Raw genomic sequence first — 25,274 nt, 5'->3', positions numbered from 1 at the left:
ACGCCTTCCCCTCACAGGCAGGCGCCAGCCGCTGCTGGCCAAACCCTACAAAAATAAAAAAGATCCGAGGTGTTGCATGTCCGTGTTATCCCCCACGCACGTCGCCGACGCGCCTGCCATCCAACGTCTGCCGCTGTTGCAGTTGATCCTGGTGGGCTTGCAACACGTCCTGCTGATGTACGGCGGCGCCATCGCGGTGCCGTTGATTGTCGGCCAGGCTGCGGGCCTGAGCCGCGAAGAAATCGCCTTCCTGATTAACGCCGACCTGCTGGTGGCGGGCATCGCCACCGTGGTGCAGTCGCTGGGCATCGGCCCCATGGGCATTCGCATGCCGGTGATGATGGGCGCCAGTTTCGCCGCCGTCGGCAGCATGGTGGCCATGGCCGGCATGCCGGGCATCGGTTTGCAGGGGATTTTCGGCGCGACCATCGCTGCCGGCTTCTTCGGCATGCTGATCGCACCGTTCATGTCCAAGGTGGTGCGCTTCTTCCCACCCCTGGTCACCGGCACCGTCATTACCTCCATCGGCCTGTCGCTGTTCCCGGTGGCGGTGAACTGGGCCGGGGGTGGCAACGCCGCCGCCGAGTTCGGCTCGCCGATCTACCTGGCCATCGCCGCCCTGGTGCTGGGCACTATTTTGCTGATCCACCGCTTCATGCACGGTTTCTGGGTGAACATCTCGGTGCTCATCGGCATGGCCCTGGGCTACGTACTGTGCGGCGCGCTGGGCATGGTCGACCTGAGCGGCATGGCCCTGGCGCCGTGGCTGCAATTCGTCACCCCGCTGCACTTCGGCCTGCCGCAGTTCCACCTCGCGCCGATCCTGTCGATGTGCCTGGTGGTGGTGATTATCTTCGTCGAATCCACCGGGATGTTCCTGGCCCTGGGTAAGATCACCGGCCAGGACGTCACCCCACGCATGCTGCGCCGGGGCCTGCTGTGCGACGCCGGCGCGTCGTTCTTCGCCGGGTTCTTCAACACCTTCACCCATTCCTCTTTTGCCCAGAACATCGGCCTGGTGCAGATGACTGGGGTGCGGTGCCGCTCGGTGACCATCGTCGCCGGGCTGTTTCTCATCCTCCTCAGCCTGCTGCCCAAGGCTGCGTTCCTGGTGGCGTCGATTCCCCCGGCGGTGCTGGGTGGCGCGGCAATCGCCATGTTCGGCATGGTCGCCGCCACGGGCATCAAGATCCTTCAGGAAGCCGACATCGCCGACCGCCGCAACCAGTTGCTGGTGGCCGTGAGCATCGGCATGGGCCTGATCCCCGTGGTGCGCCCGGACTTTTTCGCGCACCTGCCCCTGTGGATGAGCCCCATCACCCACAGCGGCATCGCCATGGCCACCCTCAGCGCATTGGCGCTGAACCTGCTGTTCAACATCCTCGGCGGCAGCCACCGCGCCGCCGCCAGTGAGTGCAGCGCCCACCCCCATTGATCGACCCGGGCGCGGCAAACGCGCCCCGCATCGCCACCGGTTCCACCTGCAACACCCATGACGGCGCTTGATCGCACGCGGTCAGCGGTCTGCCTGCGCCTTTAACAATAAAAACAATCAGGGAGCACACCGATGAAACTCACCCCCTCACGCCTGTTGTTGGGCGGCGCACTGCTGGCGGCCGGCCCGGCCATGGCCGGCGACCTGCTGCTGTGGCAGACCAACAGCCTGAGTTACCTGTATGGCAAGAACTTCGCCATCAACCCCGCGATCCAGCAAACCGTGACCTTCGAGCACGCCGACAAATGGAAGTACGGCGACAACTTCCTGTTCGTCGACAAAATTTTCTACAACGGCGCCGAAGACCGGAACAAAGGCGCGCACACCTTCTACGGCGAGTTCAGCCCGCGCCTGTCGATGGGCAAGATCTTCGACCGCAGGTTCGAGCTCGGCCCAATCAAGGACGTACTGCTGGCCATGACCTACGAGTACGGCGAAGGCGAAAGCGAGGCCTACCTGATCGGCCCGGGCTTCGACCTGGCGGTGCCGGGTTTCAACTACTTCACCCTCAACGTCTACCGCCGCCAGACCGAAGGCCCACGCCCTGGCGATGGCGTGTGGCAAATCACCCCAGCCTGGTCCTACAGCATCCCCCTGGGCCGCTCCAACCTGCTGATCGACGGCTACCTGGACTGGGTGGTGGACAACGACCAGAACGCGCGCGGCACCTACCACGCCAACCTGCACATCAACCCGCAGATCAAATACGACCTGGGCAAAGCCTTGAACTGGGGCGAAAAACGGGTCTATGTCGGCGCCGAGTACAGCTACTGGAAAAACAAGTACGGCATCGCCGACAGCGCCAACCTGGACACCAACCAAAACACCGCGAGCCTGCTGCTCAAGGTGCATTTCTAAAATGCCCGGCAATAGCGCGCCCACATTGCTGGCGGTGCGCTGTTGCAGGGCACTTGAGCCGGGCCGTGGGAGCCAGTATTCTCCGCGCCCGCGCCGCGGCACGGCTGACCCGCCGTACCGCCCGAACCTGACCGGGTAGCCAACTTATCCAGGCCCCGGTTAGTTCGAAGGCGTCCCGAACACAACAAAAAAACACTCCCACTCGGTTGTTTTGCGGACAGCCGACGGGCGTTGTTTGGTTTTCGCTTCACCTTGGCTCAGCGCTTGCAAAGCACAGCAAAGCTGACCAACCGGATAACTTTTAACTGCAGTGAAAACAGGCGCCACAGCAGAGCGCTGACTGAAGAACAACGTAGAACCACCAACTTTTGGGAGCAACCGAATGAAACGTACCGTGAACAGTGTGATGCTCGCTGCCGGCCTGCTGGCCGGCGGCCAGGCCATGGCGGGCGACCTGCTGCAATGGCAGAACAACAGCCTGACGTACCTGTATGGGCAAAACTTCGAAGTCAACCCCGAAACACAGCAGACCTTCACCTTCGAACACGCCGATGGTTGGAAGTACGGCGACAACTTCCTGTTCGTCGACAAGATCTTCTACAACGGTAAAAAAGACAGTAACTCGGGGCCCAACACCTACTACGGCGAGTTCAGCCCACGCCTGTCGTTCGGCAAGATCTTCGACCAGAAAATCGAGTTCGGCCCGATCAAGGACGTGCTGCTGGCCATGACCTACGAGTTTGGCGAAGGCGACAACGAGTCCTACCTGATCGGCCCGGGTTTCGACCTGGCCATCCCCGGTTTCGACTTCTTCCAGTTGAACTTCTACAACCGCCAGACCGAAGGCCCGCGCGCCGGCGACAACGTCTGGCAGATCACCCCGGTATGGGCCTACACCCTTCCCGTGGGCAAGTCCGACATCCTGATCGACGGTTTTATCGACTGGGTCGTGGACAACGACCAGAACAGCAAGGGCACCTACCACGCCAACTTGCACATCAACCCGCAAATCAAATACGACCTGGGCAAAGCGCTCAACTTCGGCGAGAAGCAGTTGTACGTAGGTATTGAATACGACTACTGGAAGAACAAGTACGGCATCAACGACAGCCACTACTTCGACACCGACCAGAACACCGCGAGCTTGTTGGTGAAGTTGCACTTCTAAACAACATTCTCGTCTATAGCCAGCGGGCCTGCCCGCTGGCTACTCCTGCGACAAAAACTCGTGACCTCTAAAATTAAAAGTTCCCGCTTTGCTCAGCCGACTAACGCACAAGCAGCACATCAAACATACTCCCCTGGCATGCGAATATAGGCTCTGGGTGTTCTCACGATGCTTGGCGCCTCGACTTTCACCAGCCCGGCGCGGTCCATCCTAATGTACTCGGCATTCACTGTACTCTCGCGCCTAACCTCTCCATGGGTATTATCCACGAGCAAATATTGGCTAAATAACGCCCTCCCCTGCGCACCTTGCAATCCAATACTGATTTGAAGCAAGCGTTCCTTGTGCGTATTTTCCCGTAGCACAATGGATGGAACATCATGAATCTCAAATTCCAGCTTTCCACCCGAAGCAATTAAATATGACCTGACCGCATTGGCTTTATTTTCATTACCCTCGACCCCTTCACCCAGTTTCGCGATACTCACCGGCGAATCATTGACATCCAATAGACGGACACTTCCCCGTTGTAGTCCTGGCTGGCCCGCAGCGGTGTTATAGGCTTCGATGTACCTCCTTGGCCAAGCCTCAAGGGTCCGGCTGGACGGGTTGTGTTCATACATATTCACATTGAATTGCCAGGACTCTTTTTTCTCCAGATCATTTACATGAATACTTTCATCCCAAGTCAACGCAGGTGGCTCTTCCATACGGCCTCTTACCTTATCCAACCACCTGCCCTTGTAAGACAATACTAACCTCACCTTGAGATCATGCCCTTCAGACTCCCGAGACTTCAAAGCTGAATGTGACAACTCAAGTTTCTCCAACTTCCAACGGCCCAACTGTTGCGCAGGCACGGGCAAGTCATTCCCCCCTACCAACCCCTTCTTATCAGTCAAATAAGTGGGCCGATTATTGACCATCCAATAAAAATTAAGCCCATCGACTTCCCCCGCCGGATCTGCACTTAACCACCGCTGTAACCACGGCGCGTAATAGCGATAACCGTAGTAATAAAGCCCCGTGGCGTCGCGTTCTTTACCTGAATAACGCACGGTCTTGTATTTGACCTGCACCGCACTTCTGCCCGCCCACCACGCCGTGCCACCAAAGGGGTAGTAACTTTCCTGGCTGATAAGGGCAGCGTGTTCATCCACCTCCAACGTGCAGGAGCCCAGGTGATCGCTGATGCCGTAGCGTAATTGATCGTTGGTGACACCCGCCGGCGGCGCAGTTTCCCAGTGCAACACCCGCACGCTGTTGCGCCCGGCCTCAAGGTGGATGACGTGGTAGCGCTCGGCACCGTGCTGGTGAGTTTCCAACCCGGGCAAGTAGCGCACTTCGCCACGCAGGGTGCGACGGTGCGCCTGGGCCAGTCGGACTTTACGCAGGCGATGGCCGGGGCGGTCGTAGACGTAATGCTCCTCGTCGTCCGTACCGTCCGGGCGCTGCACCTGGGTAACCCGGCTCAACTGGTTGCGGGCGTCCCAGTGCAGGGCTTGGCCGGGTTGCAGGGTTTGCTGGTTGCCCTGCGCGTCAAAGCCCTGGGCGATGTCGTCCTCGCCGGGCAGGCCGCCGTCCGGGCGCTGGGCCAGGCTGCGGTTGCTGCGCTGGGAAACGGCCATGACGAAGGTGGGCGCGCCGCTGTGCTGGCGGCTGAGCAGGTTACCCGCCGCGTCGTAGGTAAACGCCTGGGTGTAGTTGCGCAGTTGGTTGGGGTCGGCCGGCAAAGGTTGCAACGCCGGCAGTTGCGGGCCATAGGCCGGGGTGATGACTTCGCGGCCGCTGGCCTGCACCAGTTGATAGAGGGTGTCGTACTGGTAGCGGTTGATCGGCTCGATGCGCCGGTTGCCGTGGTAGCGAACGGGTTGGGCAACATCCTCAATACTGAGGACGTTGCCCGTGGGGTCGTAGGTGTAATGCACATCCGCCAGCACCTGGGCAGCGGCCGCCCGCAGGTGCAGCAAGCGACCATCCCGAGGGTCGTACTCGGCCCGGGTCTGCACGCCGTTACCGGCGGTTTCTTCCTCGACTTGGCCGAAGGCGTCATAGGCCAGCGCGCTGACCAGCAGGCGAGGCACTTGGCCCGCCCCCACCAGGCGCAGGCTGGCGGACTTCAACTGCCCCGCCCGGGTGTAGGTGAACGAACGCAGGTGGCCCATGGCGTCGGCCTGGTTGTGCAACTGGCCGGTGGCGATGTGGGTTTGCCTGCTGGTAAAACCCGGCCCGGGCTCCAACAGGTCATCACGCTGCCCGGTGCCGATGGGCCAGTCGGGCGGCTCCAGGCTGGCGAGGAACTGGCGCTGCTCCGCCAGCGCCGTGCCATCGAGCCCGTAATCGCGCAGGTGCAACGTGCCTGCCGGGTCGTCATGGCGAATCAACCGGCCGCACTGGTTATGGGCTGGCACGTCGGGGCCGGCGTAGGTCATGCGTTCGACGACCCGGGCCGCCTCGCCCGCCACAGCCTCGCGCACCGCCAGCGGCCGCAGCAGCGCATCGTGCTGGGTATGCTGTTGGCTGCCCCGGCTGTCCCACGCCGACAGCACCTGGCCCGCCACCGCGGGCAAATTCAGTTGCCACCCGGCGTCGAGGCTGTCGGTCAGTAATGGCTGGCCGGATAACCTGTACACCGAGGTCAGGTTGGGCTTGGGTGAAAGGCCCCACAGTCTCGGGTCCCAATTGCCGACGCGGCGCCCGGCACCGTCGTACACCTGGCGGGTGATCCGCGCCTCGGCGGCTTGCCGCGAAAGCTCGCGGCAATAGGCCACTGTGCGCACCGGCAGGCCTCGCGGGTCAACCGCCGACAGGGTCGGGGTGTGGGCATGGAGCCGGGTTGCGCGGGGCATGCGACGCCTCGTTCATATCAGGCTGAACACAGGCCCTACGATGCCTGACGGATCGAGGCACGGATACTGTCAGAACTTACAGGTAGGTAGAGGCCCTACAGCCCCAGGAAGCGCTTCAACTCATCGGCCTTGGCCAGCGCGTCGCACCGCCCAAGGTCGATCAACTCGCTGCAATACCCGGCCTCGAACAACAAGTAGCTGAGCACCCCGGCCCCGCTGGTCTTGGTGGCACCAGGCCCGCGCAAGAACATGCGCAAGGCCCGCGGCAGTTCCTGGCGGTGACGGGCGGCGATTTCGTCGATGGGCTGGCTGGGGGCGATCACCAGCACGTCCACCGGCGCCGCGCCCAGGCTGCGGGTGGGCGTGCCGTGGGGCAGCAGGTGGCCGAACTGGTTGAGGCGCTGCAACAGCTCGATATCGCCTTCCAGGCTGTCGATGAAGGTGCTATTGAGCAGGTGCCCGCCGATCTGCGCCAGGGTCGGCTGCTGCCCGGTGTAGCTGCGCTGCAAAGGGTGCTGGGGGTCAGCGCCGCGCGGGTTGCCGCTGACGCCCACCACCAGCACCCGACTCGCGCCCAGGTGCAGGGCTGGGCTGATGGGCGCCGATTGGCGCACGGCACCATCGCCAAAAAATTCGTCGCCGATCTTCACTGGCGCGAACAGCAGCGGGATCGCCGAACTGGCCAGCAAATGCTCGACGCTCAACGGCGTCGGCAGGCCAATGCGGCGATGGCGCAACCAGGCATCGATGGTGCCGCCGCCCTGATAGAAGGTCACCGCATGGCCGGACTCGTAGCCAAACGCGGTGACGGCCACGGCCTTGAGTTGCCGCGCCTTGATCGCCTCGTCGATGCCGCCCAGGTGAATGCGCTCTTGCAGCAAGTCGCGCAAAGGGCTGCTGTTGAGCAGCGCCACCGGCACCTGGGCGCCTAGGCCCAGCAGGCTATGGCCGACAAAACGGCTGGCCTGGCGGATCACCCCCGGCCAGTCGCTGCGCATCACTTGATGGCTGCGAAAACTTTGCCAGAACGCGGTCAGGCGTTCGATGGCGGCGCCAAAGTCCATCGCGCCACTGGCCAGGCTCACAGCGTTGATCGCCCCGGCGGACGTGCCGACGATCACCGGAAACGGGTTCGCCGCCCCCGCCGGCAGCAACTCGGCAATTGCCGCCAGCACGCCCACCTGGTACGCCGCCCGCGCCCCGCCCCCGGAAAGAATCAAACCCGTTACCGGTTCGGCACGACTCATTGCAAGGCTCCAGGGCAGGTCAAGAAGGGATCAGCGTTGGGCGTAGAGTTTCGGCTCGCCCGGCGGGCGGCTCTTGAAGCGGCGATGGGCCCACAGGTATTGCTCGGGGCACTGGCGCAGCGAAGCTTCGACCCACTGGTTGATGCGCAGGCAGTCGGCCTCTTCGGACTCGCCGGGGAAACCCTGCAATGGCGGGTGGATCACCAGGCGATAACCGCTGCCGTCCGCCAGGCGTTCCTGGGTGAAGGGCACCACCAGGGCCTTGCCCAGGCGCGCGAATTTGCTAGTGGCGGTCACCGTCGCGGCTTGAATGCCGAACAGCGGCACGAAAATGCTCTGCTTGGCGCCGTAGTCCTGGTCCGGCGCGTACCAGATCGCCCGCCCGGCGCGCAGCAGCTTGAGCATGCCACGCACATCGTCGCGCTCCACCGCCAGGGAATCGAGGTTGTGGCGCTCGCGGCCGTGGCGCTGGATAAAGTCGAACAGCGGGTTCTTATGCTCGCGGTACATGCCGTCGATGGTGTGCTGCTGGCCCAGCAGCGCAGCGCCGATTTCCAGGGTGGTGAAATGCAGGGCCATGAGGATCACGCCCTTGCCCTCGCGCTGAGCCTGTTTGAGGTGCTCCAGGCCTTCGACATGGGCCAGGCGTGCCAAACGGGCGCGCGACCACCACCAACTCATGGCCATCTCGAAGAAGGCAATGCCGGTGGAGGCGAAGTTTTCCTTGAGCAAGCGCTTGCGCTCGGCGGCGGTTTTTTCCGGGAAACACAGTTCCAGATTGCGCTGGGCGATGCGCCGCCGGTCGCCTGCCACCCGGTACATCAGGGCGCCCAGGACGCGGCCGATCTTGAGCAGCAGCGGGTACGGCAACTGCACGATCAGCCACAGCAGCCCCAGGCCCAGCCACAGTGGCCAGAAACGCGGAAGAAAAAATTCGGCTCGTAAACGCGGGCGATCCATTAAAGATTCCGTCAAGACAAAGGCCGCGCATTCTACATCGGTTCGCAGCGGGTTGCGGCTCGCGGGCGTTCTCGTTATAAGTCTCGGCACTTTTAGTGACAAGCCGTTTAATGCCGACCATGAGCCAAACCGAACCGCTAGACCAAGATCCTGTGTTCCAGTTGAAGGGCAGCATGCTCGCCATAACGGTGCTGGAACTGGCCCGCAATGACCTTGAGGGGCTGGATCGCCAATTGGCCGCGAAGGTCGCCCAGGCCCCGAATTTCTTCAGCAACGCCCCGCTGGTGCTGGCCCTGGACAAACTCCCGGCCCAGGAAGGCGCGGTGGACCTGCCCGGCCTGATGCGCATTTGCCGCCATCATGGCCTGCGGACCCTGGCCATCCGCGCCAGCCGCATCGAAGACATCGCCGCCGCCATTGCCGTTGACCTGCCCGTGCTGCCCCCCTCCGGCGCCCGCGAGCGGCCGCTCGACCCGCAGGAAGGCGTGGCGCGTAAAAAGCCGGAAAAACCGCCAGAACCCACCATCAAGCCGACCAAGATCATCACCTCCCCCGTGCGCGGCGGGCAGCAGATCTACGCCCAGGGCAGCGACCTGGTGGTGATTTCCTCGGTCAGCCCGGGGGCGGAACTTCTCGCCGACGGCAACATCCATGTATACGGCCCCATGCGCGGCCGGGCGCTGGCCGGCGTCAAGGGCGATACCAAGGCACGGATTTTCTGCCAGCAATTGAGCGCCGAACTGGTGTCGATTGCCGGCCAATACAAAGTTTGCGAAGACCTGCGGCGCGACCCGCTGTGGGGTTCTGGCGTGCAGATCAGTCTGTCGGGTGATGTGTTGAACATCATTGGGCTTTAACGGATACTGCCGCATTTTCCAAACATCTCTAACGCGTAGCGAAAACAGCCCAAACGAAGTAGGAAATTGACCCAAAGCCGGCCGTTAATAGCGCTTTTGCTCAAATTTCAGCCAAGGTTGTTCGGCAGTTGGCGTTTTCCAGAGATGTTTTTCAGGGGCTAAAAGTCCTTTTTCCTTAGGGGTGAAACACCTTGGCCAAGATTCTCGTGGTTACATCCGGCAAGGGTGGTGTGGGTAAGACCACCACCAGCGCCGCTATCGGTACCGGCCTCGCTCTGCGCGGCCACAAAACAGTGATCGTCGACTTCGACGTGGGCCTGCGTAACCTCGACCTGATTATGGGTTGCGAGCGTCGCGTGGTTTACGACTTCGTCAACGTGGTCAACGGCGAGGCCAACCTGCAGCAAGCCCTTATCAAGGACAAGCGCCTGGAAAACCTCTACGTCCTGGCCGCCAGCCAGACCCGCGACAAAGACGCGTTGACCGTCGAAGGCGTGGAAAAGGTCCTGATGGAACTCAAGGAAACCTTCGAGTTCGTGGTCTGCGACTCCCCTGCTGGCATCGAGAAAGGCGCCCACCTGGCCATGTACTTCGCCGATGAGGCGATTGTCGTGACCAACCCGGAAGTGTCCTCGGTGCGTGACTCCGACCGCATGCTGGGCCTGTTGGCGAGCAAATCGCGGCGCGCCGAGAAAGGCGAAGACCCGATCAAGGAACACCTGCTCCTGACCCGCTACAACCCCGAGCGCGTGAGCAACGGCGAAATGCTGGGCGTTGAAGACGTCAAGGAAATCCTCGCCGTCACCCTGCTGGGTGTCATCCCCGAATCCCAAGCGGTGCTCAAGGCCTCCAACCAGGGCGTGCCGGTGATTCTCGACGACCAGAGCGACGCCGGCCAGGCGTACAGCGATGCGGTCGATCGTTTGCTGGGCAAAACCGTGGAACATCGGTTCCTTGATGTCGAGAAGAAGGGATTCTTCGAGCGCCTGTTTGGAGGTAGATAATGAATCTTTTTGACTTCTTTCGTGCCAACAAAAAAGTAAGCACCGCGTCGGTAGCGAAAGAGCGTCTACAGATTATCGTGGCGCATGAACGCGGCCAGCGCAGCACCCCGGACTACTTGCCCGCCCTGCAGAAGGAACTGGTGGAAGTGATCCGCAAGTACGTCAACATCGGCTCCGACGATGTGCACGTTGCCCTGGAAAACCAAGGCAGCTGTTCGATCCTGGAACTGAACATCACCCTGCCGGATCGTTGATCGAACCGGTGGAGGCCACAGCAGGCTGAACACCTGCTGATCCAATATGGGAGCGGGCCTGCCCGCGAAGGCGTCGTCACCGACCTTTTCGCGGGCAGGCCCGCTCCCATACGTTTGTCATGAGGCTGTTGTAATGCCGTTGTCCAATATCCGCATCATCCACCAGGACGCTGGCGTGCTGGTGGTGGACAAGCCAACCCTGCTGCTTTCCGTGCCCGGCCGGGCCGAAGACAACAAGGATTGCCTTATCACCCGCCTGCAAGAAAACGGCTACCCCGAAGCCCGGATCGTCCATCGCCTGGATTGGGAAACCTCCGGCATCATCCTGCTGGCCCGTGACGCGGACACCCACCGCGAACTGTCCCGGCAGTTTCACGACCGCGAAACCGAAAAAGCCTACACCGCGCTGTGCTGGGGCCAACCCGAACTGGACAGCGGCAGCATCGACCTGCCCCTGCGCTATGACCCGCCGACCAAACCGCGGCATGTGGTGGACCACGAGTTCGGCAAGCACGCCCTGACCTTCTGGAAAGTGCTGGAGCGTTGTGGCGACTGGTGCCGCGTCGAGCTGACCCCCATCACCGGCCGCTCGCACCAGTTGCGCGTGCACATGCTGTCCATCGGCCACCCGCTGCTGGGCGACGGTTTGTACGCCCACCCACAGGCCCTGGCCGCGTGGCCGCGCCTGTGTCTGCATGCCAGCATGCTCAGCTTCACCCACCCGCAAAGTGGCGAGCGGCTGCGCTTCGAGTGCCCGGCACCGTTTTAGCCCCCGTGTGGGAGCTAGCCGCTGGCTCCCACAAAAGCCAAGTCCAATACGTTAAACTCGCGCCCATTGCTGTCTGGAGCTACTTATGCGCGAAGAGTTGAACCAAGGCCTGATCGACTTCCTCAAGGCCTCCCCCACCCCATTCCATGCCACCGCCAGCCTGGCACAGCGCCTGGAAGCCGCCGGCTACCAGCGCCTCGACGAGCGCGAGCCGTGGGCCACCGAAGCCAACGGCCGCTACTACGTGACCCGCAACGACTCCTCAATTGTCGCCATCAAGATGGGCCGCCACTCGCCCCTGCAGGACGGCATCCGCATGGTCGGCGCCCACACCGACAGCCCGTGCCTGCGGGTCAAGCCGCAGCCGGAGTTGCAACGCCAGGGCTTCTGGCAATTGGGGGTGGAAGTCTACGGCGGCGCGCTGCTGGCGCCGTGGTTCGACCGCGACCTGTCGCTGGCTGGGCGCGTGACCTTCCGCCGCGACGGCAAGGTCGAGAGCCAGTTGATCGACTTCAAGGCACCGATCGCCACCATTCCCAACCTGGCCATCCACCTCAACCGCGAGGCCAACCAGGGCTGGGCGATCAATGCACAAACCGAGCTACCGCCGATCCTCGCCCAGTTCGCCGGTGACGAGCGCGTGGATTTTCGCGCCGTGCTCACCAACCAACTGGCCCTGGAACACGGCCTCAACGCCGACGTGGTGCTGGACTACGAGCTGAGTTTCTACGACACCCAAAGCGCTGCGGTGATTGGCCTGCACGGTGACTTCATCGCCGGTGCGCGCCTGGACAACCTGCTGTCGTGCTACGCCGGCCTGCAAGCATTGCTCACTGCCCCGAGCGAGGAAACCTGCGTGTTCGTGGCCAACGACCACGAGGAAGTCGGCTCCTGTTCCGCCTGCGGTGCCGACGGCCCGATGCTGGAACAAACCCTGCGCCGCCTGCTGCCCGAAGGCGAGGCGTTCGTGCGGGCGATGCAGAAATCCCTGCTGGTCTCGGCGGACAACGCCCACGGCATTCACCCCAACTACGCCGACCGGCACGACGCCAACCACGGCCCGAAGCTCAACGCCGGCCCCGTCATCAAGGTCAACAGCAACCAGCGCTACGCCACCAACAGCGAAACCGCCGGGTTCTTCCGCCACCTGTGCATGGCCGAAGAAGTACCGGTGCAAAGCTTCGTGGTGCGCAGCGACATGGGCTGCGGCTCGACCATCGGCCCGATCACCGCCAGCCACCTGGGCGTGCGCACCGTGGACATCGGCCTGCCGACGTTCGCCATGCACTCGATCCGTGAACTGTGCGGCAGCCACGACCTGGCCCACTTGGTCAAAGTGCTGAGCGCGTTCTACGCCTGCCGTGATTTGCCCTAGTGCGCCTGTGTAGCAAGCGGGCTCGCCCGCTTGCTACTTAAAGGCGATACAGGTCAACCCGGGCCGGGGCGAACCGACCTAGACTCTATTTATCCTTTCTGACAAGGCTGTCTCCATGATCTCGATGTCTGCGTTCCACTCCATGCTTATCCCGATCCTTACCGGCATGCTCCTGCTGGCCATCGGGTTCAACTTCCGCGACAAGAACGCGGGCGTGTTCAGCATGTGGGTGGGCATGCTGCTGATCCTGGCCACGGTGGTCTACAAGATCCTGGCCAAGCTCAACGAATAAAACCCCACCACGCTCGCATTGGGTTTGCCCCACTCGTACACTCGGTCAATCCCCCCGTTTGAGGTTGACCGCCCCGTGCTTGCTCGCCTGTTGTCCCTGCCGACTGTTTTTCTGCTGTGCCTGATGGCGCTGTTGCCCGCCACCGGCGCCCAGGCTGTCGGCTTGCCGGGCCTGCTCGCCAGCCCCACCAAACAGGCGCAGGCGAGCGAGCCCCTGGGGCAATCCCTGGACGAAGTCATCAAGTCCCTGGAAAACGACCAGCAACGCAGCAAGTTGCTGGCCGACCTGAAAAAACTGCGCGATGCCACGAAACAGGCTCAACCCCCGGCAGAAATCGGCGTGCTGGGCCTGATCGGCGGCACCCTGGCCGACCTGGAGAAACAGTTCACCGGCGCCGACAGCCCGCTCAACCGCTGGACCGCTGAGTTCGAGCTGGCCCGCGAGGAGTTCGATGCCCTGCTGCTGCCGGCCAGCGAATGGGGGCCGATCATCTTTGCCTTCGCCCTGATCCTGATGCTCTGGAGCCTGCTGGCCGCCGCGCTGATCTGGGTCGGCAACCATGTACGCCGGCGCTTTGGCCTCACCGAAGAACTGCCCCAGCACCCCAAGCCCTGGGACCTGCTGCGCTTTGCCCTGCGCAAACTCGGGCCGTGGCTGGTGGCACTGGTCATCACCGTGTACCTGAGCTACGCCCTGCCTTCGTCCCTGGGCAAAGTCCTGGCGATGGTGCTGGCCTATGCCCTGGTAATCGGCACCTGTTTTTCGGCGATCTGCGTGGTGGCGTTTTCCGTACTCGACGGCCCGCACCGCCACCGCGCCCTGTACATCCTGCGCCACCAGGCCTTCCGCCCGTTGTGGCTGATCGGCAGTTTCGCCGCGTTCGGCGAGGCCCTGGGCGACCCGCGCCTGGTGGCCAGCCTGGGCGCGCACCTGGCCCACGCGGCGGCAACCTGCGCCAATGTGCTGGCGGCGTTGTCCACCGGGGTGTTCATCCTGCGTTTCCGCCGCCCCATCGCTCACCTGATCCGCAACCAGCCGCTGTCCCGGCGCCTGACCCGCCGCGCGCTGAGCGACACCATCGAAATCATCGGCACCTTCTGGTACTTGCCGGCACTGGTGCTGGTGGGCATCTCCCTGTTCGCCACCTTCGTCTCCGCCGGCGACACCAGCACCGCCCTGCGCCAGGCGCTGATCTGCACGGTGCTGCTGGTGGTGTGCATGGTCATCAACGGCTTGGTACGGCGCCACGCCCTCAAGCCGCAACGCGGGCACAAGCGCCATGCGCTGTATTCCGAACGCCTGAAAAGCTTCTGCTACACCCTCGTGCACCTGGTGGTGTGGCTGGTGTTCATCGAGTTGGGCCTGCGGGTGTGGGGCATGTCGCTGATCCGCTTTACCGAGGGCGACGGCCATGAAGTCAGCGTCAAGTTGTTCAGCCTGGCCGGCACGCTGATTTTCGCCTGGCTGGTCTGGATCCTCAGCGACACCGCCGTGCACCACGCCCTCACCCGCTCGCGCAAAGGCCTGGCCAATGCCCGGGCGCAAACCATGATGCCGCTGATCCGCAACGTGCTGTTCGTGGCGATTTTCATCATTGCCCTAATCGTCGCCCTGGCGAACATGGGCATGAACGTCACGCCGCTGCTGGCCGGTGCCGGGGTGATCGGCCTGGCCATCGGTTTTGGCGCCCAGTCCCTGGTGGCCGACCTGATTACCGGGCTGTTCATCATCATCGAAGACTCCCTGGCCATCGACGACTATGTGGACGTCGGCGGCCACCTGGGCACCGTCGAAGGCCTGACCATCCGCACCGTGCGCCTGCGAGACATCGACGGCATCGTACACACCATCCCGTTCAGCGAAATCAAGAGCATCAAGAACTACTCCCGCGAGTTCGGCTACGCGATCTTCCGGGTGGCGGTGCCGTACAACATGGACATCGACGACGCCATCAAGCTGATGCGCGACGTCGGCCAGAAGATGCGCACCGACCCGCTGCAACGGCGCAATATCTGGTCGCCCCTGGAAATCCAGGGCGTGGAGAGCTTCGAGTCCGGCAGCGCCATCCTGCGCGCGCGCTTCAAGACGGCGCCAATCAAACAATGGGAAGTGTCGCGGGCGTTCAACCTGTCCCTCAAACGCCACCTCGATGAAGCCGGGTTCGACCTGGCCACCCCACGCCTGAGCGTGCAAGTGGTGACCACCAGCGCGGGGCCGGCCAAGGAATAACGCTACGCCCCTTCTACATCGCCACGCCTAAAACACAGCCCGACAATTAATACTGCCGGGCTGCTGGCGTATGCCCCCCACAACGCCAGGCGTTATAAAACGCCACAAACTTTAAAGTTAATTCAAGACATCGCCCTCTATCCAAAACCCCAAACTTTCATTCGCAACTCGCGAAGCTGCACAAATACCAAGACGAGGTATAAGTCAAGACACAGCGCCAAACTTACCATCACATTCAGAAACATCACCCACACCCCGTAAACATGACTACGTAAGCAACTCACAAGTAACTCAGAGTATAGTAATTATTCCTACATTCATTAATATCCGCACACACACGACTTGTACAAACTCCCGCTTTTGTCAAATTGATATCTACCCGCACTAAATACCCCTCGTTAGAATCCGCCACCTACAAAAGCCAGATAAGCAACTTACAAGTTGCAATATCAGTTCTGACAACTCAGGAGGCATCTACGTGCCCAACACCCGCAATAACCCGACAACTCCACTTGCTCGCAAAGTTGCCATCATTGGTTCCGCCTGCCGCTTTCCGGGTGGTTCAACCACACCGCAAGCGTTCTTCGACAGCCTATTGAGTGGCCGCAACTATGTGCGCCCGGTGCCTGCGGATCGCTGGTCGAACGATACTTATCTGAATGAACAGGACGTGTGCGGTAAAACCTATGTCGGCCACGGGCACTTTCTCGAGGAGTACGACTTTCGTGGCTTCGACGCGGACTTTTTCAACTTTTCCCCCCGCGAAGCCGAATTCCTCGACCCCCAGCAGCGCCTGTTGCTGGAACTGAGTTTTGAAGCCATGGAAAACGCCGGGCTGTGCGTCGAGGCCTTGGCGGGTTCGCAGACCGGCGTGTTCGTCGGCGGCTTCACTGTCGACCACCTACTCAACCAGTTCGGCAGCCATGCCCGCGGCATGATCGGTGCCCACAGTGCGGCAGGCTCGACCCTGACCATGCTCTCCAACCGCATTTCCTACGCCTTCGATTTCCGAGGGCCGAGCCTGTCGGTCGATACCGCGTGCTCTTCTTCCCTGGTGGCATTCGCACAGGGCGTCAGCGCCATTCTTACAGGGCAATGCGAAACAGCCTTGGTCGGTGGCTCCAGTTTCATGCTGCGTCCTGAGTACATGGTGGCCATGGCCAAGGGCCGTTTCCTCGCCAAGGACGGCCGCTCCAAGAGCTTCGATGCCCGAGGCGATGGCTATGGCCGGGGCGAGGGCTGTGGCGTCGTGGTGCTCAAGGACTATGCCTGCGCCCTGCGGGACGGAGACGAAATCATTGCCCTGGTCGACGGTGCCGGCGTCAACCAGGATGGCCGCACCAGCGGTATCACCGTGCCCAACCCCCAGGCCCAGCGCCAGTTGATGGAAGAGGTGCTGGCCCAAAGCGGTATCGACGCCGCGTCGGTGAACTACGTCGAGGCCCATGGCACCGGTACCCCCGTGGGCGACCCCCTGGAAACCCGCGCCATCGCCGATGTCTACGCCCAGGGCGGGCGCTGCCGGGTGGGTTCGGTGAAAGCCAACATCGGCCACCTGGAAGCCGCGGCCGGCGTGGCCAGCGTCATCAAGTCGATGATGATGCTGCGCCACAACCAGGTACCTGAAGTGGCGGGGCTGGAAGTGGTCAACCCGCAAATCCCAGAGGAAATCGACCTGCCCCGGCGTACCGAGACCCTGGGCGACCCCGCACAGGTGCGGCGCATCGCCATCAACTCGTTCGGCTACGGCGGCACCAACGCCCATGCCATCCTCAGCTCGCCGCCCGCCACCACGCCGCGCGTGCCCCAGCCTGGTTGCGCCCCCTCGGTGGCCATCCTGCCGCTGAGCGCCCGCGACACCCAGGCCCTGCGCGAACGCGCCGGGCAACTGGCCCAGATGCTGGAGGCGGCCGACGCCCCCGCCCTCAACGATGTGCTGTTCACCACTGCCCTGCGCCGCAGCCACCTCGACCATCGCGTCGCGGTGTGGGGCGATACCCCCGGGCAACTGGCCAGCGCCCTGCGCGCGTTTGCCGCCGACAGCGGGGACTTCCCCGGCGTTGAAGGGGCGCGCCCGTTCAACGCCAGCCCGCGCATTGCCTTCGTCTACACCGGTATGGGCCCGCAGTGGTGGGCCATGGGCCGCCAGTTGCTAAGCGAAAACCCGGTGTTCCGCCACACCTTGGAGCAAGCCGATAGCGTGTTCCAGGGCATTGCCGGGTTCTCCATCCTGGAAGAAATGCTGCGCGATGAAGCAACCTCGCGAATCAAGCACACCGAGTTCGCCCAACCCGCCAACCTGATGATCCAGATCGGCCTCACGGCCGCCCTCAAGGCCGAAGGCGTAGTGGCCGATGCGGTGGTCGGCCACTCGGTAGGCGAAGTCGCCTCGGCCTGGGCCGCCGGCATGTTGACCCTCGAAGACGCCCTGCGGGTGAGCCGCGAACGCAGCCGCATCCAGGCCACGGCCGCCGGCACCGGGGCGATGCTCGCTGTGGGCCTGGGCGCCGAGCAGGCCCTGGAACTGATGGCGCCCCATGGCGATTTGATCTCCCTGGCCGCCATCAACTCGCCGCGCAGCGTGACCATCGCCGGCGACCGCCAGGCCTTGCAGGCCCTACTCGCCGAGGCGGGCGAGCGCAAGGTGTTCGCCAAGATGCTCGACGTTGAAGTGCCCTACCACAGCCCGCTGATGGAGGCCCTCAAGCCGCAGATCCGCGAAGCCCTGGCCGGCCTGCAACCCGTGCCCGCGACCACGGCGCTGTACTCCACCGTCAGCGGCGGCTTGAACGGCGAACGCCTGTACGACGCCCAATACTGGTGCGACAACGTGCGCAACCCGGTGTACTTCTGTGACGCCATCACCGCGCTACTGGACGACGGCTACACCCATTTCGTCGAAGTCGGCCCGCACCCGGTGCTGCGCCGCTCCCTGGAGGAAACCGCCAGCGCCCGCAACATCGAGATCCACGCCAGCGCCACCCTGGCGATGAACAAGCCGGAAACCGACGCACTGCGCCGCGCTGTCTGCGCCATCTACGCCCAGGGTGCCGCCCTCGACTGGGCCGCGCGTACGCCCGCCGGCCAACAGGTGCAATTGCCCACCTACCCGTGGCAGCGCCAGTTGCTGTGGCGCGAAGCGCAATGGCAGCGCGACGACCGCCTCAACGCCCAAGGTTGGCCGCTGCACGCCGACCAGGGCGGTATCGACCTCAACCTGCGGCGCCTCAACTACCTCTACGACCACATCGTCGACGGTTCGCCGATCATGCCCGCCGCGGGGTTCCTCGAAGCCCTGTGCGAAGAGGCCCGCGAACGCTGGCCGCACAGCACGGGCCTGAGCGTACGTGACGTCGATATCCAACAATCGCTACTGCTCGACCACGCCCGTGAGCTGCGCCTGCACGTGCAGTTCGACGCCACGCGCCATCGCGCCACCCTCGCCTCCCACGATATCGCCGAAGACGCCGCGCCCCTGGTGCATGCCCAGGCCACCCTGCACCCACTGGCGACACCCGCCCCGACGGCCATTGCGCTGCTGGCCACCGGCGATCTCCAGGCACTGGAGCCGGCCGCCCTCTATGCCCAACTCCACGGCCAATCCTTGCAGTACGGGCCGGCCTTCCAGTCGATCCGCCGCCTGCACCGCGACCTCGAACAGGGCCTGGCCCAGGCACACTTGAGCCTGCCCGTCGAGTTGGCCGCTGACGCACCGGCCTACCTGTTGCACCCGGCGCTGCTGGACGGTTGCTTCCAAGCGGCCCTGGCACTGATGCGCCCCGAGGAGGGCGTGTTCCTGCCGGTGAGCCTCGCGGCGCTGCACGTCTACCGCCCCTTGCCCGAGGCGATTGACTGCCGGGTGCAGATCGTCGAGCGCGACGCCTCGCGCATCGTCTGCGACTTCCAATTGACCGATCGCCACGGCGCTGTCCTGGCCCACTTACAGGGCCTGACCTGCCGCTCCCTGCAAGGCCGCGGTAAGGCCCAGGTGTTCCCGGCCGGCGACTATCAGCGCACCTGGCGCGAATTGCCCGCCCTCGCCAACCCACCCATGAGCGCGCAACAGCTGCTGCTGGTGGCCCACGGCGACGACCCGTTGGCGGTGCGCTTCGCCCAACTGGCCGGCGAACGCGGCCTGGGCTGCGAGCGCTGCACCTGGGCCCAAGTGCCGGCCCACCCTGGCCTCGGCGCGGTAGACCGGGTGATCGGTTTGTCCTGGGCCGGGCAAAATGCCGCCATGGCGGTGACCGGCGAAGATGAACTGCGCGAGCTGCTGCTGGCGGTCCAGGCCCTCGCGGCCCAGGGCCGGCCGTTGCCGCTGCGGGTCGTGACGCGGGGCGCCCATGGGGTGCGCGAGGACGATCCAGTGCAACCGGCGCAAGCGGCGGTGGCCGGTTTCGTGCGGGTGGTGCGCAACGAGCAGCCATCGCTGGACGCGGCGCTGGTGGACATCGACGAAGGTCAAGGGCTGGCGGCACTGTTCGCCGAGGTCATGGCCGATCAGTTGATCGACGAAGTGGCCCTGCGCGAGCAGCAGCGCTACGGCGCCCACTTGATCGCCAGCGGGCTGTTGCAGCAACCAGGGCACGTGCCGAGCCGCTGCACCGGGCCGCAGGCCATCAGCCTGCGCCAGCACCACAGCGCCTTCAGCGCCCACCTGCAAACACCGCAAGCCTTGGACCCCGAGGCCTTGCAGGTGCGGGTCGAACGCCTGGCCGTGGCCCTGGAACACCCGGAACAGCCCATGGGCGTGGTCGCGGTGGTGACCGCCGTTGGCCAGGCACTGAGCGGGTTCAGCGTGGGTGAGCGGATCGTCGCTCTGGCCCCGCGCCACCTTGGCACCGAGTTGAGCTTGCGCCCCGCCGAGTGTGTGCTGGCACCGATCGGCCAGCACGACACGCCCTCGGCCTTGATCGCGCCCATCCAGGCCCGCGCCGTGGCGTTGGCCCGGACCTGCGCGTTGCGCCCCGGGGCGCGTGCCCTGGTGGTCGAAGGTGTGCTGGGCGATGCCCTGAGCGCGGCCTTGAGCCAGCACGGCGCCGTCGTCACCCGCGTCGCGGCGGACCTGAGTGACCTACCCAACGCACCAGGCTTTGACCTGATCGCCGCCGACCTGGCGCAGTGGAGCCATCAGGCCGGTTTCTTCGCCCTGGCCACGGGCGGGCAGTTGCTCGACCTGGGCAACGACCCGGCGCCCTTCGCCTTGCCGGTACAGTGCCAACGCCTGATCCGCGCCACCCTGGACCTTGCGGCGTGCCGCCAGGACGAGGCCTACCGCGCCGCCCTGCGCAGCGCCCTGGCCACCCCGCCCGCGGCGCTCGCCACAGCACTGCCCGGCTTCGCCGACCTGTTGGACGGCACCGCGCTGCATGGCTGGGTCGAGCTGCAAGTGGCCGGGGACGAACGACCGTTCACGGCAGCCGCCAGCGACACGCCGGCGCTGCGCCGTGACGGGGTCTACCTGGTCACCGGTGGCTTCGGCGGCCTGGGCCAGGAACTGGCCCGCTGGCTGGCCCGCCACGGCGCGGGGCACATTGCCCTGGTCGGCCGGCGTGGCGCCGACACGCCCCAGGCCCAAGCCCTGCTGGCGCAACTGCACAACCTCGGTGCCCAGGCCAGCGCCCATGCCCTGGACGTCAGCGACCCGGCCCAGGTACAGCGCCTGCTGGGCCAGTTGCACCAACCGCAGGCACCGCTGCTGGGCATCTACCACGCCGCCGGCGTGTTGCAGGACCACCTGCTGGAGCAGATGACGCCCGCCCACGTCAGCACCGTCATGCAACCCAAGGCCGGCGGAGCCTGGGCCCTGCACCAGGGCGCCCTGGCCATCGGCGCGCCGTTGGAGCAGTTCGTGATGTTCTCGTCCATCGCCAGCCTGGTGGGCAACAGCCGCCAGGCCAACTACTGCGCCGCCAACGGTTTCCTCGAAGGCCTCACGCACCTGCGTCGCGCCCAGGGCCTGCCGGCCTTGAGCATTAACTTCGGGGCCATCGCCGGTGTCGGCATGCTCGAAAGCGACGAGCGCATCGGCCAGCACCTCACGCAAATCGGCCTCACCCCGCTGGACGTGCACGTGGCTCTGCGCGCCCTTGGCCGGGCGCTGGCCAAGGGCCTGGCCCAGGTGGCGGTGTCCGAGCAGGCCGATTGGGGCAAGTGGGCGGTATACGAAAGCGTCGGCGGCGCCTCGCCGACCTTCGCCGAACTGGTCCAGGCCAGCCGCGCCAGCCAGAGCGACAACAGCTCCCTGGTGGAGCAACTGCACGCGGTGGTCGCCAGTGTCGATGACAACGAGGCCAGCGGCGTCCTGCAAAGCCTGATTGCCGAGTGCGTGGCGGCCGGCCTCAAGACCAGCGCCCAGCGCCTCAAACCCGAGCAGTCGTTCGATTCCTTTGGCGTCGACTCCCTGCTCTCCACCGAGATCAAGTTCCTCCTGGAGCAGCAGCTGGGCGTGACCTACTCGGTGATCGAGCTCCAAGGCCAGGCCACCATCGCCAAGCTAGCCCAACGGGCCCTGAGCGAGGTGCGCAGCAAGATCGAACTGGCCAGCGCGGCCTGATTTTTCCAAGAGGAAACCTTTACCCATGAACCGTTCTTCCAATGCCGCCGTCGACACTTTGCTGGCCAAGATGCGCGCCAACATCACCAGCCAGCAGCCCGCCCTGCACAGGGTGGCGCCGGGCGAGTCGGGCAACCTCACCGAGTCGCCCGAGTACGCCATGCTTAAGGGCCTGCGCGCTCGCTATCAGGAGGGCAACGGGCTTATCAACCCGTACTTTCGCGCGCGCAGCGGCGACGTGGCCGCGACCTTGCAGATGGCCGGGCGCGACTACATCAGCTTCTCCAACTACAACTACCTGGGCCTGGCCAACGACCCTCGGGTCAAGCACGCTGTGCACGAGGCGGTGGACCGCTACGGCTGCCATGCAGGCGCCGCGCGCATGGTGGGCGGCGAAATCGAACTGCACGCCCAACTGGAAACCGAACTGGCCCGCTTCATCGGGTGCGAAGCGGCCACGGTGAGCGTCAGCGGCTACAGCGCCAACGTCACCGTGATCGGCTACCTGCTGGACCGGCGCGACCTGATCCTGCATGACGAATACATGCACAACAGCGGCCTGATGGGCGCGGTGATGTCCGGGGCGCGGCGCATCGCCTTTCCCCATAACGACATGGTCGCCCTGGAGGCCCTGCTCAAGGAGCACCGCGACGGCTACCGGCGCGTACTGATTCTGGTCGAAGGCGCCTACAGCATGGACGGCGACCTGGTGGACCTGCCCCAAGTGGTGGCCCTGAAAAAGCGTCACAACGCCTGGCTGATGATCGACGAGGCGCACTCGTGCGGCACCGTCGGCGCCACCGGGCGCGGGGTGTGCGAGCACTTCGGCATCGCCCCGGCGGAGGTCGACCTGATCGTCGGCACCCTGTCCAAGAGCTTTGCCAGTTGCGGGGGGTTTGTCGCCGGGAAGAAGGAATGGATCGACCTGCTCCATCACTTCTGCCCCGGCCTGCAGCTTTACAGCACCGGCATCAGCCCGGCCAATACCGCCGCCGCCCTGGCCGCCCTGCGCGTGACCTGCGCCGAGCCACAGCGGGTGGCGCGCCTGCAAAGCAATGCGCGGCATTTCGTCGAACAGGCCCGCCAGCGCGGCTTCGAGTGCGGCAGCGCGGTGCCCGGGGTGCCCATCGTGCCGCTGATGATCGACGACGACCGGGCGCTGCGCCTGATGTCGAGGCTGTTGGACCACGGCGTGATCGCCCACGCCGTGATGCACCCGGTGGTGCCGCACAACGAGGCGCGGCTGCGCTGCTTCATCAGTAGCGAGCACGACGAAGCGATGATCGCCCACACCCTCGACCTGCTCACCCAACCTCTCTAAGCCCAACGCCGCGCTCGACCGCAACAGGGTCGAGCGCCGTATCCAAGGAACACCGATGAACACTTTGCCTCCCCTGCTCGCCCTGGCGGCGGGCCACCTGCTGCTCGCCCCGACCGTCAGCGCCAGCACCCCCGAGCTGCGTGAGCGGGGCCGGGAAATTGCCCTCACCGTTGACCGCAAAGACAGTGGCTACGGCGACTACGTAGTCAACGGGCGCATGACCCTCAACCGCCCCGACGGGCGCAGCACCGAACGCAGCTTCCAGATGAGCACCCTGGAAGGCGACACCGTGGGCGATAAACGCCTGGTGGTGTTTTCCCAGCCGCGCGATCTGGCCGGGTTCGCCTCGCTCACCTTCAGCAACGCCCAGGCCGCCGATGACCAATGGATCTACCTGCCTGCCGTCAAACGGGTCAAGCGCCTGGCGGCACGGGACAAGACCGGCTCCTTCGGCGGATCGGAGTTCACCTACGAAGACATCACCACCTGGCAGGTCGAAAACTACGACTACGAGTTCGTCCAGGACGAACCCTGCGGCGAGCCCCAGGCGACCTGCCACACCATCGCCAACCTGCCCAAATACGCTCACTCCGGCTACTCGCGCTTGGTGGAAACCATCGACCCACGCATCTGGCAACCGGTGCGCATCGTCTACTACGACAAGGTCGGCCAAGCCGCCAAACGCCTGGATTTCCATGACTACCAGCAGTACGGCACGTATTGGCGGCCAGGGCGGATTGTCATGACCAACCTGCAGGACAACGCCAGCTCGCAAATCATCTGGGACGACTACCGCTTCAACACCGGCCTCAGAGCCGCCGACATGACCGACAGCCGCCTGCCTTCATGGTCGCGATGAGCCGGCCCGCCTCCCTCCTGTGCCTGGCCTTTGCGGCCAGCCTGTGCCTGCCGCTGGCCCAGGGGGCCAGCCTGCGGGGCAGCCTGGGGCTCGACAGCCTGGTATTCGCCGAACCGCCGCAGTTTGCCGGGCAGGCCGACGAATACCGCAACGCCGCGGCCACCTTGAACCTGACCCTCAGCGACCGCGACTACCACCTGGAGCTGTTCAGCCGCGCCTCGGCCAATGCTGAACAGGCCTGGAGCGCAGACCTGCGCCAAGCCACCTGGAACCTGCGCAGCGATGCCAGCGACTGGCAAGTGGGGGTGCTGAGCCAGACCTGGGGCGTGCTCGAAGCGTGGAACCCGGTGGACGTCATCAACGTCCGCGACCTCGCCGAAGACTTCCAAGGCAAGGCCAAACTGGGCCAACCCGGGGCGATGGTCAGCCTCAACCTGGACGACACGGTGCTGTCGCTGTACGCCCTGACGTACGCCCGTGGCCAGCGCCTGGGCGAGGGTCGCGACCGCTTGCGCAGCCTGCCGGCCGCCGTGCGCGAAGAAGCCTTCGAGGACGGCCGCTGGGCCCCCGGCTTCGCTGCCCGCGCCGCGTTCAAACTGGGCAGCGACCTGGAGCTGGCGCTGTCCCATTACCGCGGCCACGCCCGCGAGCCGCTGCTGCAACCGCTGGTCGATGCCAGGGGCCTGCGCGGCTTTCGCGCCACCTACGCGCAAATCGAGCAAACCGCTTTGCAAGCCCAGTACGTGGTGGGCGACAGCGTGCTCAAGAGCGAAGTCATCCACCAGCGCGGCACCGGCGAGCGCTTCTGGGGCGGTGGCGTGGGCGCCGAGACGACGTTCAGCCGTGTCGGGGCGAGCACGGCGGACCTGACCCTTTACAGCGAGTTCTACTACGACGCCCGCAGTGCCGACGCACCGGTCACGCCGTTTCAGCGCGACCTGTTTTTTGGCGCGCGCCTGAGCCTCAACGACCCCCAGGACAGCGTCCTGGAACTGCGCGCCAGCCACGACCTGCAGTGGTCCTCGCACCTGTTCGAACTGCGCGCCAGCCGGCGGGTGTTCGCCAGCACGGTGTTCTCCGCCGCGTTGCACGCGCCCAGCCAGGCCCGGCGCGATCCCGCGCTGAACGGCTATGGCAACGACACCTACCTCAAGCTGGGATTGGCCTGGTACTTCTGATTT

The 25,274-nt window shown here is 64.4% G+C and carries 17 protein-coding genes; 14 read left to right on the top strand and 3 right to left on the bottom strand.

The features are described 5' to 3' along the window. The first annotated feature begins 76 nt into the window (after positions 1-76). The 3 genes from CKW13_RS04680 (at position 77) to CKW13_RS04670 (ending at position 3,521) form a co-directional block, all read left to right on the top strand. Positions 77-1,435 carry a nucleobase:cation symporter-2 family protein gene (locus tag CKW13_RS04680; protein ID WP_095107427.1) on the top strand — a complete coding sequence of 453 codons (1,359 nt, stop codon included), beginning with the start codon at positions 77-79 and terminating at the stop codon, positions 1,433-1,435. A gap of 132 nt (positions 1,436-1,567) precedes the next feature. Then, positions 1,568-2,353 (top strand): outer membrane protein OmpK, encoded by a 786-nt coding sequence (locus CKW13_RS04675; protein WP_095107426.1) that lies wholly within the window; start codon positions 1,568-1,570, stop codon positions 2,351-2,353. 382 nt (positions 2,354-2,735) lie between these two features. After that, entirely contained in the window at positions 2,736-3,521 is a 786-nt protein-coding gene (locus CKW13_RS04670) for an outer membrane protein OmpK (protein ID WP_095107425.1), read from the top strand. A 119-nt stretch (positions 3,522-3,640) separates the two neighbouring features. Here CKW13_RS04670 and CKW13_RS04665 read toward each other — a convergent pair whose 3' ends face one another. The 3 genes from CKW13_RS04665 to CKW13_RS04655 all read right to left on the bottom strand — a co-directional run bounded on the left by CKW13_RS04665 (position 3,641) and on the right by CKW13_RS04655 (position 8,577). Next, positions 3,641-6,370 carry an RHS repeat domain-containing protein gene (locus CKW13_RS04665; protein WP_095107424.1) on the bottom strand — a complete coding sequence of 910 codons (2,730 nt, stop codon included), beginning with the start codon at positions 6,368-6,370 and terminating at the stop codon, positions 3,641-3,643. 95 nt (positions 6,371-6,465) lie between these two features. Further along, positions 6,466-7,617: a patatin-like phospholipase family protein gene (locus CKW13_RS04660; RefSeq protein ID WP_095107423.1), complete on the bottom strand. Its 1,152-nt coding sequence runs from the start codon at positions 7,615-7,617 to the stop codon at positions 6,466-6,468. Between the two features lie 30 nt (positions 7,618-7,647). Further along, a complete protein-coding gene (locus CKW13_RS04655; RefSeq protein ID WP_095107422.1) occupies positions 7,648-8,577 on the bottom strand; it encodes a lipid A biosynthesis lauroyl acyltransferase in 930 nt (309 codons plus the stop codon). A 119-nt stretch (positions 8,578-8,696) separates the two neighbouring features. Here CKW13_RS04655 and minC point away from each other — a divergent pair, with 119 nt between their 5' ends. From minC to CKW13_RS04605, 11 genes are all read left to right on the top strand, one after another. Next, a complete protein-coding gene (gene minC, locus CKW13_RS04650) occupies positions 8,697-9,434 on the top strand; it encodes a septum site-determining protein MinC (RefSeq protein ID WP_095107723.1) in 738 nt (245 codons plus the stop codon). A 191-nt stretch (positions 9,435-9,625) separates the two neighbouring features. Next, positions 9,626-10,438 carry a septum site-determining protein MinD gene (minD, locus tag CKW13_RS04645; protein ID WP_020295538.1) on the top strand — a complete coding sequence of 271 codons (813 nt, stop codon included), beginning with the start codon at positions 9,626-9,628 and terminating at the stop codon, positions 10,436-10,438. Then, positions 10,438-10,692 (top strand): cell division topological specificity factor MinE, encoded by a 255-nt coding sequence (gene minE, locus CKW13_RS04640; protein ID WP_019693048.1) that lies wholly within the window; start codon positions 10,438-10,440, stop codon positions 10,690-10,692. The genes minD and minE overlap by 1 nt, the downstream gene beginning before the upstream one ends. 133 nt (positions 10,693-10,825) lie before the next feature. Beyond that, complete coding sequence (locus CKW13_RS04635; protein ID WP_095107421.1) at positions 10,826-11,461, top strand: RluA family pseudouridine synthase; 636 nt, start codon at positions 10,826-10,828, stop codon at positions 11,459-11,461. An 85-nt stretch (positions 11,462-11,546) separates the two neighbouring features. Continuing rightward, entirely contained in the window at positions 11,547-12,836 is a 1,290-nt protein-coding gene (locus CKW13_RS04630) for a M18 family aminopeptidase (protein WP_095107420.1), read from the top strand. Between the two features lie 115 nt (positions 12,837-12,951). Beyond that, on the top strand, positions 12,952-13,128 hold the full coding sequence (locus CKW13_RS24395) for a hypothetical protein (RefSeq protein ID WP_176465049.1): 177 nt from the start codon (positions 12,952-12,954) through the stop codon (positions 13,126-13,128). A 75-nt stretch (positions 13,129-13,203) separates the two neighbouring features. Beyond that, a complete protein-coding gene (locus CKW13_RS04625; RefSeq protein WP_095107419.1) occupies positions 13,204-15,357 on the top strand; it encodes a mechanosensitive ion channel family protein in 2,154 nt (717 codons plus the stop codon). A gap of 478 nt (positions 15,358-15,835) precedes the next feature. Next, a complete protein-coding gene (locus tag CKW13_RS04620) occupies positions 15,836-21,913 on the top strand; it encodes a type I polyketide synthase (RefSeq protein ID WP_095107418.1) in 6,078 nt (2,025 codons plus the stop codon). A gap of 25 nt (positions 21,914-21,938) precedes the next feature. Continuing rightward, positions 21,939-23,234, top strand: coding sequence for an aminotransferase class I/II-fold pyridoxal phosphate-dependent enzyme (locus CKW13_RS04615; protein ID WP_095107417.1), 1,296 nt, complete (start codon positions 21,939-21,941; stop codon positions 23,232-23,234). A gap of 55 nt (positions 23,235-23,289) precedes the next feature. Then, on the top strand, positions 23,290-24,093 hold the full coding sequence (locus CKW13_RS04610) for an outer membrane lipoprotein-sorting protein (protein ID WP_095107416.1): 804 nt from the start codon (positions 23,290-23,292) through the stop codon (positions 24,091-24,093). Continuing rightward, positions 24,090-25,271: a hypothetical protein gene (locus CKW13_RS04605; RefSeq protein ID WP_095107415.1), complete on the top strand. Its 1,182-nt coding sequence runs from the start codon at positions 24,090-24,092 to the stop codon at positions 25,269-25,271. The genes CKW13_RS04610 and CKW13_RS04605 overlap by 4 nt, the downstream gene beginning before the upstream one ends. Positions 25,272-25,274 lie beyond the last annotated feature (3 nt).

Source organism: Pseudomonas sp. Irchel 3E20 (assembly GCF_900187645.1).
GTDB lineage: Bacteria > Pseudomonadota > Gammaproteobacteria > Pseudomonadales > Pseudomonadaceae > Aquipseudomonas.
The sequence above is the reverse complement of the archived record's forward strand: the minus strand, read 5'-3'. Positions and strand labels throughout refer to the sequence as shown.